13 protein-coding genes are annotated in these 13060 nt (G+C 70.7%); 1 reads left to right on the top strand and 12 read right to left on the bottom strand.

Features of this window, described 5'->3' with window-relative positions:
• Positions 1-17 precede the first annotated feature (17 nt).
• The 7 genes from DFP85_RS10980 to DFP85_RS10950 all read right to left on the bottom strand — a co-directional run bounded on the left by DFP85_RS10980 (position 18) and on the right by DFP85_RS10950 (position 6250).
• Positions 18-1661, bottom strand: coding sequence for an MBL fold metallo-hydrolase (locus DFP85_RS10980; protein WP_133636325.1), 1644 nt, complete (start codon positions 1659-1661; stop codon positions 18-20).
• Between the two features lie 14 nt (positions 1662-1675).
• Positions 1676-2122: a PaaI family thioesterase gene (locus DFP85_RS10975; protein WP_133636324.1), complete on the bottom strand. Its 447-nt coding sequence runs from the start codon at positions 2120-2122 to the stop codon at positions 1676-1678.
• Positions 2123-2236: 114 nt separating this feature from the next.
• The gene (locus DFP85_RS10970; RefSeq protein ID WP_133636323.1) at positions 2237-2590 is read right to left on the bottom strand and encodes a DUF1428 domain-containing protein; all 354 of its coding nucleotides are present in this window, start codon (positions 2588-2590) and stop codon (positions 2237-2239) included.
• A complete protein-coding gene (locus DFP85_RS10965; RefSeq protein ID WP_133636322.1) occupies positions 2587-2961 on the bottom strand; it encodes a YciI family protein in 375 nt (124 codons plus the stop codon). Before DFP85_RS10965 ends, DFP85_RS10970 begins: the two co-directional genes overlap by 4 nt.
• Positions 2958-3797 carry a YciI family protein gene (locus DFP85_RS10960; protein ID WP_133636321.1) on the bottom strand — a complete coding sequence of 280 codons (840 nt, stop codon included), beginning with the start codon at positions 3795-3797 and terminating at the stop codon, positions 2958-2960. Before DFP85_RS10960 ends, DFP85_RS10965 begins: the two co-directional genes overlap by 4 nt.
• 77 nt (positions 3798-3874) lie before the next feature.
• The gene (locus tag DFP85_RS10955; RefSeq protein WP_133636320.1) at positions 3875-5101 is read right to left on the bottom strand and encodes an RNA polymerase sigma factor; all 1227 of its coding nucleotides are present in this window, start codon (positions 5099-5101) and stop codon (positions 3875-3877) included.
• Between the two features lie 126 nt (positions 5102-5227).
• Positions 5228-6250: a GlxA family transcriptional regulator gene (locus DFP85_RS10950; RefSeq protein ID WP_133636319.1), complete on the bottom strand. Its 1023-nt coding sequence runs from the start codon at positions 6248-6250 to the stop codon at positions 5228-5230.
• A 98-nt stretch (positions 6251-6348) separates the two neighbouring features.
• Here DFP85_RS10950 and DFP85_RS10945 point away from each other — a divergent pair, with 98 nt between their 5' ends.
• A complete protein-coding gene (locus DFP85_RS10945; RefSeq protein WP_133636318.1) occupies positions 6349-7440 on the top strand; it encodes a methyltransferase domain-containing protein in 1092 nt (363 codons plus the stop codon).
• A 58-nt stretch (positions 7441-7498) separates the two neighbouring features.
• Here the strand turns inward: DFP85_RS10945 and DFP85_RS10940 are convergent, their stop codons facing one another.
• From DFP85_RS10940 to DFP85_RS10920, 5 genes are all read right to left on the bottom strand, one after another.
• Positions 7499-9244: a mechanosensitive ion channel family protein gene (locus DFP85_RS10940; RefSeq protein ID WP_243737276.1), complete on the bottom strand. Its 1746-nt coding sequence runs from the start codon at positions 9242-9244 to the stop codon at positions 7499-7501.
• Positions 9245-9289: 45 nt separating this feature from the next.
• A complete protein-coding gene (locus tag DFP85_RS10935; RefSeq protein WP_133636316.1) occupies positions 9290-10345 on the bottom strand; it encodes a L,D-transpeptidase family protein in 1056 nt (351 codons plus the stop codon).
• A gap of 131 nt (positions 10346-10476) precedes the next feature.
• Positions 10477-11487, bottom strand: a complete 1011-nt coding sequence (locus DFP85_RS10930) for a serine hydrolase (RefSeq protein ID WP_133636315.1) — start codon at positions 11485-11487, stop codon at positions 10477-10479.
• Positions 11484-12614 carry a heparan-alpha-glucosaminide N-acetyltransferase domain-containing protein gene (locus DFP85_RS10925; RefSeq protein WP_243737275.1) on the bottom strand — a complete coding sequence of 377 codons (1131 nt, stop codon included), beginning with the start codon at positions 12612-12614 and terminating at the stop codon, positions 11484-11486. The genes DFP85_RS10930 and DFP85_RS10925 overlap by 4 nt, the downstream gene beginning before the upstream one ends.
• Positions 12611-12967 carry a hypothetical protein gene (locus DFP85_RS10920; RefSeq protein WP_133636314.1) on the bottom strand — a complete coding sequence of 119 codons (357 nt, stop codon included), beginning with the start codon at positions 12965-12967 and terminating at the stop codon, positions 12611-12613. The genes DFP85_RS10925 and DFP85_RS10920 overlap by 4 nt, the downstream gene beginning before the upstream one ends.
• Positions 12968-13060 lie beyond the last annotated feature (93 nt).

Genomic DNA, 13060 nt, shown 5'->3' with positions numbered 1-13060 from the left:
TCGGGCACAAGCGGCCCCTAATCCTCCAGCGAGACCCACTGCCCCGCCTGCTGCGCGGCGCGCCCCTCGGCCTCCAGCTTGAGCAGGTGGGCCAGCGCCGAGCGCGCCGCCACCCCCAGCTTCTCCGCCGGCACGTCGTCGTAGGCGTGGCGTGTCAGCGCCTCGAGGCTCGCCGGGGCGTGGCGCGCCAGGGCCCGGCACACCTTGTGCTCGCGGGCCAGGCGATGGGTGACCAGGAAGTCGATGGCGGCATGGGCCTCGCCGATCAGGAAGCCGTGGCCCGGGGCGATGGTATCGAAGGGTTCCTCTCCCAGGGCCTGCAGGGCGGCCAGGTAGGCGGCCATGTCGCCGTCCGGCGGGTTGATCACCACCGTGGAGCCCTGCATCACCTGGTCGCCGGCGAACAGCAGCCGCGCGGGCTCCAGCAGGTAGCAGAGGTGGTTGGAGGCGTGACCTGGCGTATGCAGCACCTTGAGCGGGCCGGCGGGCGTCTCGAGGTGCTCGCCGTGGGCTGGCCGGTGGTCGGGAACGAAGCCGGCGTCCTGGCTGGCCCCGGGCGGCGGCGGCAGGCCCACCAGCCGGGCGCCGGTGCGTGCCTTGAGCCAGGCCGCCCCCGGCGAGTGGTCGACATGGGTGTGGGTCACCAGCACCCGGGAGATCTTCCCGGCGGTCAGCGCCAGCAGCCGCTCCAGGTGGGCCGGATCCGCGGGGCCGGGGTCGATCACCAGATGCTCATCGCCGTCGCCGAGCAGGTAGCTGTTGGTGCCGGGGCCGGTCATCGCCCCCGGGTTGGGCGCGGTGACCCGGGTCACCCCCGGCGCCAGCTCGACCGCCCGGCCGGGTGCGATCTCGGCGCTGGCCGAGCCCCGCCGCTGGGGGTCCAGGCGGCGCACCTCCGCATAGGCCGGGGCATCCGGCTCCACCTGCCAGGCGACGCCCCCCTTGCGGGCCGGCCAGGGGCGGCTGGGGCGCGGCGTCGGCGGGTTGGCGTGGGCGTAGCGCAGCAGCCCCTCGGCAGTGGAAAAGTCGGCAAGCAGGCGCAGGGTGCGCAGGGTGGGGTAACCCAGCGCCATGCGCCCCTGGCGGTGCGCGGCCAGGGCCTCGGCGGGGGCCAGCCAGGCATGGTCGATGGTCTCGCTGCCGTCATGCGCCGCCTGCTGGCCCGGCGGCGCCAGGGCCACGAAGAAGCGCGTGTCGAAGCGCCGAGGCGCGCCCCGTGGCGTGACCCAGTGACCCAGGTAGGCCAGCCGGTCCAGCGGCAGCACCAGCCCATGATGCTTGCACAGCGCATGGAAGCTGGTCGCCTCGCGTCGCAGGGCCTCGCGCCCCTCGGTCAGCACCGGGTGGTCCCCCGGCGGCAGGCGCCCCTGTCCGTCCACGGTCAGCAGCAGGCCCGCCTCCTCGAGGCACTCGCGCAGTGCCGCGATCATGTAGTCGGCCCCGCCCTCGTCGAGGCTCAGGGTCTGGCTGATGACAGCGTCACCGCGGCCGGAGGTGAAGGCGCGCACGTCCGGGTCCTGGGGGTCCACGGCCCCGCCGGGAAAGACGAAGTAGCCGGGCAGGAAGGCCGCCTGCCAGGTGCGCTGCAGCAGCAGGACCTCCGGCCCCCGGTCGCCGTCGCGCACCAGGGCGAGGGTCGCGGCGGGACGGATCTCGGTCATGCGCTCCCCCGCCATCAGCGCGGCGTGACCACCGCCAGGGTCACGCTGGCCTTGGCCACCAGGGTGGCGCCCTCCTCGCCGGCGTAGACCTCGGACTCGGCGACGATCAGGGTGCGTCCGGGCTTGAGCACCCGCCCCACGCAGCGCAGCTCACGCCCGCGGGCCGAGCGCAGCAGGTTGATCTTGAACTCGGCGGTGAGCACGATCGCGCCGGCCGGGATCAGGGTGGCACCGGCGGCGCCGGCGGTATGGTCGGCGATGGTGGCCAGCACCCCGGCATGCACAAAGCCATCCTGCTGCTGGTGGTCCTCGCGCACCGCCAGGCGCGTCACGCACAGGCCCGGGGCGACCTCCTCGGCCTCGACGCCCAGCGCGCGGATGAAGGGCGCCGCCTGGAGGATACGCTCCACCTCGGTACGGTAGTCGGGGTTGGCCAGCGGGAAGTCGGGGGCCTGGGGCATCACGGGGTCCTTGTGGTGATGGGCTCGGCCACCAGCAATACCATGCCGAAGGCACCCGGCCCATTGGTCGATGGCAGGGGTCAGGCCCGTCTGACCCCTGCCAGGCGCCCTGCCCTATTCGTCCACCACCACGTCGAAACCGCCATAGATCAGGCGCTTGCCGTCGAAGGGCATGGGGTTTGCCTCGGGCGAAAGGCGCGGGTCCTCCATGACCTTGGCCATGCCCCGGTCGCGCACCTCGCGGGAGGGCCAGGTGATCCAGGAGAAGATCACGGTCTCGTCCGGCTGGCACTTCACCGCCATGGGGAAGGAGGTGACCTTCCCCTCCGGCACGTCGTCTCCCCAGCATTCCACCATGGAGAGGGCGCCGTGCTCCTTGAACACCACGGCGGCGTCGCGGGCGTGCCGGATGTATCTCTCGCGGTTGGCGGTGGGGACCGCGGCAACGAATCCATCGACATAGGTCATGTGGCGTCTCCCGTATCTCTTGGGGGAAGTTCCCGCACCGGGCGCACCTCGATGGTGCCGAAGCGGGCGGGGGGAATGCGGCTGGCGAGCTGCAGGGCCTCGTTGAGGTCGCGGGCGTCCAGCAGGTAGAAGCCGGCCAGCTGCTCCTTGGTCTCGGCAAAGGGGCCATCGGAGATCAGCACCTCGCCATCGCGCACCCGCACGCTGGCTGCGTTCTCCACCGGCTGCAGGGCCTGGCCGGCCAGGAAGTGGCCCTGGCCCGTCAGGCGCTCCACCCCGGCCAGGCACTCCTGGTTGAGGTCGTGCCACTCCTGCTCGTTCATGGCCTGGATGAGGCGTTCCTGGTAGTAGACCAGCGCGGCGTATTTCATGGTTGGCTCTCCTCCTCGCTCATCGGGCATTGGCCGGTCTGGCAGCCGATCAACCAGGGCACGCCGAAGCGGTCGGTGAGCATGCCGAACCCCTGCGCCCAGAAGGTGGCGCCGAAGGGCATGGTGACCTCACCACCCTCGGCCAGCCGGTTGAACACCGCCTCGGCCCGGTCGAGCGCCTCGTAGTCAAGGTGCACCTGGACACCCTGCGGCGGCTGGTAGGCGTGGCCGGCCATGTCAGCGCCCATCAGCCGGCGGCCGCGGACGTTGAGCGAGGCGTGGATGATCTGGTCATGGCGTTCGGGAGGGGTGTCCCGGGCGGCCGGCGTCTCGCCGTAGGTGATCAGCGCCTCCAGCCGAGCGCCGGTGACCTCGGCGTAGAAGGTCATGGCCTCGCGGCAGTTGCCGGGAAAGCACAGGTGCACGTTGAGCTCGCTGGGCAGGCGCGCCATGGCGCGGTGCTTGTCCAGGCCGGGGCCGGGCGCGAAGTCCTCCAGGCTGAAGTAGCGGCGCAGTTCCAGGGTGACGTCGCCGTCTTCGGCGGGCCACTGCCGTGCCCATTCGATGGCGGCCTCGAGCGAGTCCGCCTCCAGCACGCTGTAGCCGGCGAGCAATTCCCTGGTCTCGGCAAAGGGGCCATGGGTGACCCGCACTTGCCCGTCGCGCCGCTCGATCCGGCAGCCTTCGCGGCTGGGTCGCAGACCGTCGCCGGTGACGAAGACCCCGGCCTCGAGCATCCGGTTGTTGTAGTCGGCCATCGCCTCGAGCACGCCCTGGCCGGGCAGCTCGCCGGCCTCGGTGGCCGGGTCGGCCTTGCGCATCAGCATGTATCGCATGAGTTCCACCTCCGTTGGCTGGTTGCCTCCCTGAGTCGTGCGACGCCAGCGCGGATCGACATCGCCGCGCGATTTTTTTATGACGAGGTGGCCAGCTCCGCCAGCCGGCGCTGCAGGAAGCGGCGCTCCGGCTCCTGGGACGTCAGCGCCAGGGCCCGCTCATAGGCGAGCCGGGCCTCCCGGGGGTGGCCGGCACGGCGATGCAGGTCGGCCCGGGCGGCATGGAAGAGGTGGTAGTTGACGATCGCCTTGTGGGCCTCCAGCGCCTCCAGCAGGCGCAGGCCGGCCTCCGGACCGTCGCGCATGGCCACCGCCGCCGCCCGGTTGAGGGCGATCACCGGCGAGGGCTGCTGGCGATGGAGCGCCTCGTAGAGCATCACGATCCGTCCCCAGTCGGTCGCCTCGGCGCTGGATGCGCGGACATGCTCGGCGGCGATCGAGGCCTGCAGCGTGTAGGGGCCAGTGGGTGTCAGCGCCAGTGCCTGGCGAAGATGCGCCATGCCATCGCGGATACGCCGCCGATCCCAGCGGCCACGGTCCTGCTCCTCCAGGGGGACCAGCTCCCCGCCCGGGCCCTGGCGGGCCTCGCGCCGGGCGTCGTGGAGCCACATCAACGCCAGCAGGCCATACACTTCCCCCTCGGGCAGCAGCCGGGCCAGCGCCTGGGCCAGTTCCATGGCCTCGACCGAGAGGCTGACGTCGACCAGGGCATCGCCGGCACTCTGCGAGTAGCCCTCGTTGAACACCAGGTAGATCACCCGCAGGACAGCGGGCAGTCGCCCCGGTAGCTCCCAGGCATCCGGCACCTCGTAGGGAATGCCGGCGTCGCGGATCCTGCGCTTGGCCCGCACGATGCGCTGGGCCAGGGTGGCGGGCCGTTGCAGCAGCGCCCTGGCCACCTGTTCGGTGGTCAGCCCGCACATTTCGCGCAGGGTCAGGGCCACCCGCTCGTCCAGGGCCAGGCCGGGGTGACAGCAGGTGAAGAGCAGCCTCAGCGGGTCGTGCTGGATGCTGCGCTCGTCGAGGCTCGCCGCCGGTTCTTCGGGCGCCACGAGATGGGCATGCTGGCGGGAGGTCTGGCGGCGGCGAATCTGGTCGATGCCGCGCCGCTGGCCGGTGCGGATCAGCCAGGCGGCGGGATGTTCCGGCACGCCCTGCGACGGCCACTGCTGCACGGCGGCCACGAAGGCCTCCTGGAGCGCCTCCTCCGCCAGCTCGAAGTCGCCGAGCAGGCGAATCAGCGTCGCCAGCACGCGCCGCGAGTGCTGGCGATAGAGCCGTTCGATGGTGGCATCGTGAATCATGACGCTGGCTGTCTCGCCCGGGATGCTCACTGCAAGCTTAGCCGCCAGGCGCGAGAACGCCGCACGGACAACGGCATGGGGTCCGCGAGGTCTTCATCGCCGAGGATATCCAGGGAGGCGCGAGGGTCATTGCAGCGTCAGGCGCAGGCCGCGGAAACGCCGGCGATACTCCCGCGGGGTGAGCCCCACGCGGCGGCCGAACAGCCGCCGGAAAAAGTTCGGGTCGGCATAGCCGACCTGCTCGGCCACCGCCTCGATGGGGTCGTCGCCGCTCTCCAGGATCTGCTTGGCCTCCTCGAGGCGCAGGGTATGTACATAGTCCATGGGCGTCATGCCGGTGGCGGCCTTGAAGCGACGCTTGAAGGAGCGCTCGGTCAGCCCGCTGCGGCGGACCATGCCGGCCACCGGCGAGTGGGTGTCGTAGTGGCGGGCGACCCATACCTGGGCCTCGCTGATCAGCGCGTCCTCCACCTGCCGGGCGGCGGTCAGGGCCGCATAGGGCTGCTGGCCCTCGTGGTGCCAGTCGATCAGGAAGATCCGCGACAGGTGCATCGCCTCGTCCACCCCCACCAGCCTCGCCACCAGGAACAACGCCAGGTCGATCCAGGTGGTGCCACCGCCGGCCATGATCAGGCGGCCCCCTTCGCCACTGACCACCAGGGCGCGATGGGCATGCACGCACACCTCCGGATGCTGGCGAGCCAGGGCATCGCAGTAGGCCCAGTGGGTGGTGGCGTCCTGCCCGGCGAGCAGCCCCGACTCGGCGAGCAGCAGCGAGCCGGTGCAGGCCGCGGCCAGCAGGGCCCCGCGCCCATGGCAGGCCAGCAGCCAGGCCAGCTCCGGGTCGTAGTGCCCCGCAAGCTCGGCGCCAGGCACCACCAGCAGGTCGGGAATGCAGATGGCCGTCGGCGCCCGACAGTCAGCCAGGGCCGCGTCCGGCTCGATCCAGGCCCCGTTGCGGGTGCGAAAGCCGCGACCATCGCGGGAGACGATCAGCGGCTGCAGCAGCGGCGCACCGGGACGACCGTGCATCAGCAGCCCCCAGTCGCGGCCGGCCGACCCGAAGAGGTCGAACATGCCATACAGGGTGCTGGCGGTAGTCTCGGGTACCGCCAGGATGGCGACTTGCGTGGTGGATAGCGTGGTCATGGCAGAAAACACCCCTTTGCGGCGCATTCCCCTTTCGTCGACGCTCCTCTTCCGCCGTACCGTTCTCCTGCCCCCCAACAACAAGCAGGAGAACCCCCATGTGCAACGTCCATTCCCTTTCCGTGGCCGAGGCCGAAGCCGACAGCGGCGCCTTCGAGGCCCGGCTGGTCACTGCCCTGAACGAGAGCGGGCTGATGCTGCTCACCGCCATCGGCCACCGCACCGGCCTTTTCGAGGCCCTGGCCGGCCAGGCGCCCCTCACCAGCCGGCAGCTGGCCGAGCGGGCCGGGCTCGACGAGCGCTATGTGCGCGAGTGGCTCGGCGGCATGGTCGCCGGCGGCGTGATCGACACCGACCCGGCCGCTGGCACCTATCGCCTGCCCGATGCCCACGCCGAACTGCTCACCGACCGGGGCCCGGCCAACCTCGCCGTCTATGCTCAGTTTATCTCGCTGCTGGGCAGTGTGGAGGATGACGTGGTCCGCTGCTTCCGCGAGGGCGGTGGCGTGCCCTACTCGCGCTATCCGCGCTTCCAGGAAGTGATGGCCAGCGACAGCGGCCAGACCGTGCTGCCGGCGCTGTTCGACGCCATCCTGCCGCTGGCACCGGGCCTGGTGGAGCGTCTCGACGCTGGCATCCGGGTGCTGGATTGCGCCTGCGGACGCGGCCGCGCCCTGCTGGCCATGGCCGAGCGCTTCCCGGCCAGCCACTTCGTCGGCTACGACCTCTCCGACGAGGCCATCGCCTGGGGGCGGGAGCAGGCCCGGGCGGCCGGGCTCGACAACCTGGCCTTCGAGGTGCGCGACCTGAGCGACTTCGATGTCAGTGCCGAGCCCGGGGCCTTCGACCTGGTGACCACCTTCGACGGCATCCACGACCAGGCCCGGCCGAGAAGCCTGCTCGCCGGCATCCACCGCAGCCTGGCGCCGGACGGCGTCTACCTGGTCCAGGACATCCACGCCTCGAGCCACCATCACCTGGACCGCGACCACCCGCTGGGGACGATGCTCTATGCCGTCTCGGTGAGCCACTGCATGACGGTCTCGCTGGCCCAGGGCGGCGAGGGGCTCGGCACCATGTGGGGCCGCGAGCGTGCCCTGGCCTACCTGCAGGAGGCGGGCTTCCGCGACATCCGGGTCCACCAGCTGGAGCACGACATCCAGAACGACTACTTCGTCTGTCGCCCCTGACGGGGCGCCGCAGCAGCAAGCAACCGGGCCGTCCGGCAGCGCCGAACGGCCCACCCACCTATTCGGGCGATGGCTCGCCCCCGGGAGACGGCGTCTCGTCGATCTCCTGCACCGTGGCCGGCCGCCGGATCCGGCGCTTGGCCGGGGTGTCGCCCCGGGCGATGTCATGATGGCTGAGCACCACCACCTCCCTGGGCCACCACTCGGGATGATGGTCGCGGATGAAGGCCAGTATCTTCTCGCGGATCTTCATCTCGGCTTCCCAGGCGGCGATGGGCTCGGGGCCCATCAGGTAGCAGGTGATCTCCTGGGTGGCCTCGTGCTGGCCGGTGACCAGGCAGGCCAGCTTGTGGTGGTCGATGACAGTCTCCTCCTCCTTGGCGAACGCCTCGAACCGTTCCCTGAGGGTTGCCACGTCGGCGCTGAGGTGGAGGGTCAGGACGATACTCCGGTAGTGCTTGGCGTTCTTCGTGGAGAGGTTCTCGTAGGGCTGGGAGACGAAGTACTTCACCGGCACGACCAGGCGCCGCTCGTCCCAGGTCCGCAGGCGAATGAAGGTGTAGTAGATGCCTTCCACGTAACTCCACTGGCCCTCGAAGACCACCAGGTCGCCGATGCGGATCGGCTTGGCCAGGGAGACCTGGAAGGAGGCCAGGATATTGCCGAGCACGGCCTGCCCCGCGATCCCCACCAGCACCGTCGCTACACTCGCCGAGGCCAGCAGGGACATGCCAAGGGACTCGAAGAGGCTGACCTGGGCGATCACGAAGATCACCACGCCCAGCACGGTGACCAGGATCACCGCACGACGCAGCGCATAGAGAGTCGTCAGCAGCTTGCGATCGTCGCGGTGACTGGTGTCGTCGATCTCGCCCACCAGCCGGCGCGTCATCCTGATCAGCAGGGTATCCACGAGCCGCACCGCGATCAGGCCCACGCCCCAGGCCATGGTGATGATCAGCAGCACCCGCAGGGTGGCAGTGACCACACCCGAAAAGGAGACCACGTACTCGAGCAGCCACTGTGCCAGCAGCGCCATGGCGATGAAGGCCAGGGGCAGCCGGATCATCTGCGCGAAGACGCTGGCAAGCCCCGAGGGCAGGCCGCGGGTCAGCAGGCCCATCAGGGCATGGATGAACCACCCCACCGCCCCGGTGATGGCCAGGAAGAGCGGGATGGCGAGCCACTCCCAGAGCTTCAGCACGCCGATGGAGGTATGCAAGCGCTCCGGGATATGGCCCTCCAGCCAGGAGGGGCCATATTGCTCGTAGAGCTTGGGGATCGCGGTGATCGTCTCGGGAGCGATCAGCCAGACGGGGTCCTGCTCGCCCGCCCGGTAACGGGCCACCCGCACCTCATAGCTCTGCCCGTCGGCCTCGAGGGTGGCCAGCTTGAGGTTGCGGCGGGTCTGGCCGGCGCGAGGGCTCTGCCCTGAGGTGTCCTCCACCAAGGCATCCTGACGAGCCGAAAGGCTGGAGATATCGAGCCACTCTCCTCGCTGGAGGACGGCGGCGAGCTGCCTGGCCAGCACGGCCCCTCGTGCGGCCTGCTCCTCGGGGGTCAGGTCGAGCAGGTTGAGGAGATGGGCTGCGGCCGAATAATCCTCCTCCTTGGTCAACTCCAGGAAGCTGCGTACTGCGTCGCGCGGCGTCTGGCGACTGACTGCCTCGGGAGGCTCGCCCAGGCCGGCATTCAGCGCATCGACGCTGAACCAGCGTGTCTCCTCGCCCTCCTCCTGAGCCACGCCCGGGCAGCCGACGGCCAGCAGCAGCAGTGACAGGAATCCCACGAGCAGAGTCTTCATACGCGTCCTTCCCGGGTTGTCGGACATTCCCTTTTCCGGCTGTCGTCACCCTTCCTGGCGGGTCTCCAGCTGGCCGTGCCAGGGCCGCATGGCCAGGATCTCGTCGAACCACTGCAGCGGCTCGGGCTCGATGGCCGCTTCCGGCAGGGGCGCGAGCGCGACCGGCTGCCAGCTGCTGGCCTCCAGCGACTCGCGCAGCCGGGCATAGTCCACCGGGATGTCGGCCGCGGCCTCGTTCGCCTGCAGCTGGCCGAGCGCCTCCAGCAGGTCGCCCATGCCGTTCTCCTGCTCCTCGAGGGACTTGAAGGACTGCACGTAGAGGCGCTCGCCCTCCTGGCCCACCTTCACCGGCATCTCGATGATGTTGACCCGCTCACCGACCTCGATCCGCGAGAAGAGCGCCTCGATAGTCTCCGGCATCATGCGGATGCAGCCGCGGCTGGCGCGCATGCCGATGCCGTCCGGCCGGTTGGTGCCGTGGATCAGGTAGCCCGGGATGTCGAGCATGATGGCGTGCTGGCCCAGCGGGTTGTCCGGGCCGGGCGGCACCACCTCGGGCGGCGGCTCGCCGTTCTCCTTCGCCTCCTGGCGGACCGATTCGGGCGGGTACCAGGCCGGGTCCTTGAGCTTCATGGTGGTCTTGGTCACGCCCAGCGGGGTGTTGAAGCCCTCCCGGCCGATGCCGATGGGGTAGGTCTCCACCCGGGGTGTCTCGCCCTCGGCGGTATCCGGGTAGTAGTAGAGGCGCAGCTCGGCCACGTTGATCACCACGCCCTCGCGCTGCGCCGGGGGCAGGATGTAGCGCGCCGGGATCACCACCTCGGTGCCGGGGTCGGGGGCCCAGAGGCTGACCTCCGGGTTCGCGTTGCGGATCTCCTCGTAGCCGATGTTGTGCTCGCGGGCGATGTCGAGCAGGGTCTCGCCCTCGCGCGTCTCGACGGTATAGACCTCGCCGACCATGTTGCCCGTCTCGGGCAGCGGATAGTGGCCGCGGGGCCACTCCGCCTCGGCCAGCGCCACGGCCGGCAGGAGCAGCAGCGCGAGGGAGAGCGCCAGGGGGCGACAGCGCCTGGCCAGGGGGGTGATCGTGGAAGGGGTCATGGTATGCATGGGCTCGGGGATGTCATCGGGAAAAGGGGACTCTTTGCGAACAGTGTTTCATGGCGCCCGCGTGACGGCAACCGGCAGCGAGGCCAGGCCCGCCAGCCCTGCGCCAGGAGAGGAGCGTCTGCTCACCAGTGCTCGCGCAGCACGCGCCCGATGTCGTGCAGGGCGCGCTCGGCCATCGCCACCTCCGCCACGCCGCGGACACAGGCGACCACCAGCCGGCGGCGCTCACCGGTGTCGACGATGCCCGCATCGCAGGCCCGCCGGCGCTGGGTGCCGGTCTTGTGGGAAAAGGAGGTGGCCGGCCCGAAGCCGGCCTTGAGGCGGCGCTCCCCGCTGCGGGTCCGGGCCATCAGGCCCAGCAGTCGCGCGGTGGCCTCGGGGCCCAATGCCCGTCCCTCGGCGAGCGCGGCCAGCAGTTCGGCGAAGGCATCCAGCCGGCCGCTGTTGAGGGCCCCGGCATAGTAGGCGTCGAAGGCGGCATCCAACGACGGCAGCCGCCATGCCGAGTGCGGCACCCCGAGACGCCGCGACAGCCAATCGAGCCGCGCCGGGTCGTCGTCGCGCTTCTGCAGCTCGATGAAGTCGAGCCCGTCCAGGGCGAAGGCCTGGTGGTGCAACCGGGCGTAGACCTGACGACGCACGTCCACCAGGGCGGTGATCGGCCCCAGCCCCTCGGGCACCAGGGCCCGGGCCCGCGCGTTGACCGCGGCGAGGCCGAGGTGGCGAATCAGCATGTCCGTGGCGGTGTTGTCGCTGACCGTCAGCATCGCCTCGAGCAGCGTCTCGAGCGAGAGCCGCGTGCCGGGCGGCGCCCAGTTGGTGGGACCCGCCCCGTCCACGTAGTCGCTCTCGTCTAGCGTCAGCCGGTCGTCGAGCGACAGCGCCCCCGCCTCCACCCGGGCCATCAGCTCGATGGCCACCGGCACCTTGACCAGCGAGGCCAGGTACCAGGGCTCCTCGTCCCGCCAGCCCAGGGTCCGTCCGCCGTCGAGTTCCCGGACGTGCACCCCCAGCTCGCCGGGAAAACCGGCCTCCAGTGCCGCCAGGCGCGACTCGAGGGGCGCCGCAGCACCCGGCAGCCCCCACAGCGAGAGCAGCCCCGCCCCGACCAGGCGAGTGAGCCAGCGCCTCATGACCGCGCCCCGATCCAGCGGGTCAGGGCGATCCAGGCCGCGGTGGCCGGCACCAGCGCCAGGCCGATGCCCAGCACCTGGGGATAGCCGTAGGCCTGCCAGGCCTCGAGCAGCAGGCGGAAGACCCCGAAGATCACCACGATATGGAAGATGAAGGCCGCCAGGGCATCCGATCCGACGACCGTGATCGGGCGCAGCCAGGCCGCGGCCCGCGCGCCTCCCGCCAGGCAGAGGGCGAGCACCAGCAGCGCCCCGCCGAGGCTGAAGAGCATGAAGGCGAGCCCCGGCGGGTGCTTGCCCGCGTTGCGGGCCACCGCCATCAGCGCCGCGTCGAGCCCGGGCAGCGAGAGCGCCACGAACCCCAGCAGCATGGCCGCGCCGACCGCGGCCAGAGCCGGCGCCAGACGATGGCGCAGCGCGTCGCGCTCGCGGCAGCGCAGCACCCCCTCGCCGATCAGCAGGCCGAGCATCACCAGCGGCAGCCGCGAGAGCTGTCCCCAGGTGTAGTGGTTGTCGTCCTCGACAAGGATCGCCTTGAGCGGCTCGATGCCCCAGAAGGCAAAGTGGCGCTCCAGCCAGCCGGCCAGCAGCGCCACGACCAGCGGGGCGGCCAGCCTCGACCAGAGCGGCATCCTGCGCCACAGCGGCAGCACCCAGGGGATCCACAACAAGGCGATGGCGTAGAAGCCCAGTATCTCCACCCAGATGGGAAAGCGCTGGTAGAGCAGGGTATCGAGGATGTCCGGGGGGGCGTAGAGCGGCAGCATCTCGACGACGGTGAGCACCTTGTACCAGAACAACACCTCGACCCCGCGCAGCATCAGTTTCAGGCGCCGCCTTGGCCAGTCGGGGGCGTCGGTCTTGGGCAGGAAGGCCACCGCCAGGGCGATGCCGAACACCGTGATGAACAGCGACGAGGAGAACTTGGTGAGCAGGTGGATGGGTACCATTCCCCACTCCGGGACCTGGCCGATGCCCAAGAGTCCGCTCACCGCATGGCTGACGATCATCAGGGCGATGGCCACGCCACGAGCGAGGTCGATCGCCGCGATGCGCCCCTGCCCCTCCGGGAGGGAGGGGCGCTCCCCCAGCCGCTCCCGGATCGCGCGCCCTGCCACCGACATCATTCGCTCTCCAGCCGCTCGACGCTCTCCAGGGTCAGCCGTCGTCCCTCGCGAGGCGAGAAGCGGAAATGGCCCTCGACCCGCACGGCCTCGCCCAGGTGGGGCGCGATCCGCTCGTGGGGGAAGATCTCGACCCGATTGAGGTCCTCGTCCTCGATCCAGTAGTGCAGCGGGTCGTCGAAGTGGCGCACCACGCCGCGGGTGGCGACCCGGCTGTCGTCATGGGCGGCGGGATTGTTGGCCAGCACCGGCAGGGGTACCTCGCTGGCCGGCGCCTCTCCACCACAGCCCGTGAGCAGCAGCCCGGCGAGCAGCGTCGCCGCCAGGCAAGCGGCGCGTCTCCGGTACGGTCCCATCCTCTCTCCCCGCTGGTCGATGGTCGTCCGCCATGGACGACGCCGACACCAGTATCGCCCAGGCGCCGCGGCCCCGTCACCGCCAGGGGGGTC

It is taken from the genome of Halomonas ventosae, assembly GCF_004363555.1.
Taxonomy (GTDB): Bacteria; Pseudomonadota; Gammaproteobacteria; order Pseudomonadales; family Halomonadaceae; genus Halomonas; species Halomonas ventosae.
Note: the sequence above shows the minus strand (reverse complement) of the source record. Positions and strands in the feature narration are given on the sequence as shown.

What these genes read in the sequence shown, in the direction of transcription:
- DFP85_RS10965 (WP_133636322.1), bottom strand. Translation starts at nt 2,961, where the DNA reads ATGAAATACGCCGCGCTGGTCTACTACCAGGAACGCCTCATCCAGGCC.
- DFP85_RS10935 (WP_133636316.1), bottom strand. Translation starts at nt 10,345, where the DNA reads ATGACCCCTTCCACGATCACCCCCCTGGCCAGGCGCTGTCGCCCCCTG.
- DFP85_RS10955 (WP_133636320.1), bottom strand. Translation starts at nt 5,101, where the DNA reads ATGATTCACGATGCCACCATCGAACGGCTCTATCGCCAGCACTCGCGG.
- DFP85_RS10940 (WP_243737276.1), bottom strand. Translation starts at nt 9,244, where the DNA reads ATGAAGACTCTGCTCGTGGGATTCCTGTCACTGCTGCTGCTGGCCGTC.
- DFP85_RS10975 (WP_133636324.1), bottom strand. Translation starts at nt 2,122, where the DNA reads ATGCCCCAGGCCCCCGACTTCCCGCTGGCCAACCCCGACTACCGTACC.
- DFP85_RS10925 (WP_243737275.1), bottom strand. Translation starts at nt 12,614, where the DNA reads ATGATGTCGGTGGCAGGGCGCGCGATCCGGGAGCGGCTGGGGGAGCGC.
- DFP85_RS10960 (WP_133636321.1), bottom strand. Translation starts at nt 3,797, where the DNA reads ATGCGATACATGCTGATGCGCAAGGCCGACCCGGCCACCGAGGCCGGC.
- DFP85_RS10930 (WP_133636315.1), bottom strand. Translation starts at nt 11,487, where the DNA reads ATGAGGCGCTGGCTCACTCGCCTGGTCGGGGCGGGGCTGCTCTCGCTG.
- DFP85_RS10945 (WP_133636318.1), top strand. Translation starts at nt 6,349, where the DNA reads ATGTGCAACGTCCATTCCCTTTCCGTGGCCGAGGCCGAAGCCGACAGC.
- DFP85_RS10970 (WP_133636323.1), bottom strand. Translation starts at nt 2,590, where the DNA reads ATGACCTATGTCGATGGATTCGTTGCCGCGGTCCCCACCGCCAACCGC.
- DFP85_RS10980 (WP_133636325.1), bottom strand. Translation starts at nt 1,661, where the DNA reads ATGACCGAGATCCGTCCCGCCGCGACCCTCGCCCTGGTGCGCGACGGC.
- DFP85_RS10950 (WP_133636319.1), bottom strand. Translation starts at nt 6,250, where the DNA reads ATGACCACGCTATCCACCACGCAAGTCGCCATCCTGGCGGTACCCGAG.
- DFP85_RS10920 (WP_133636314.1), bottom strand. Translation starts at nt 12,967, where the DNA reads ATGGGACCGTACCGGAGACGCGCCGCTTGCCTGGCGGCGACGCTGCTC.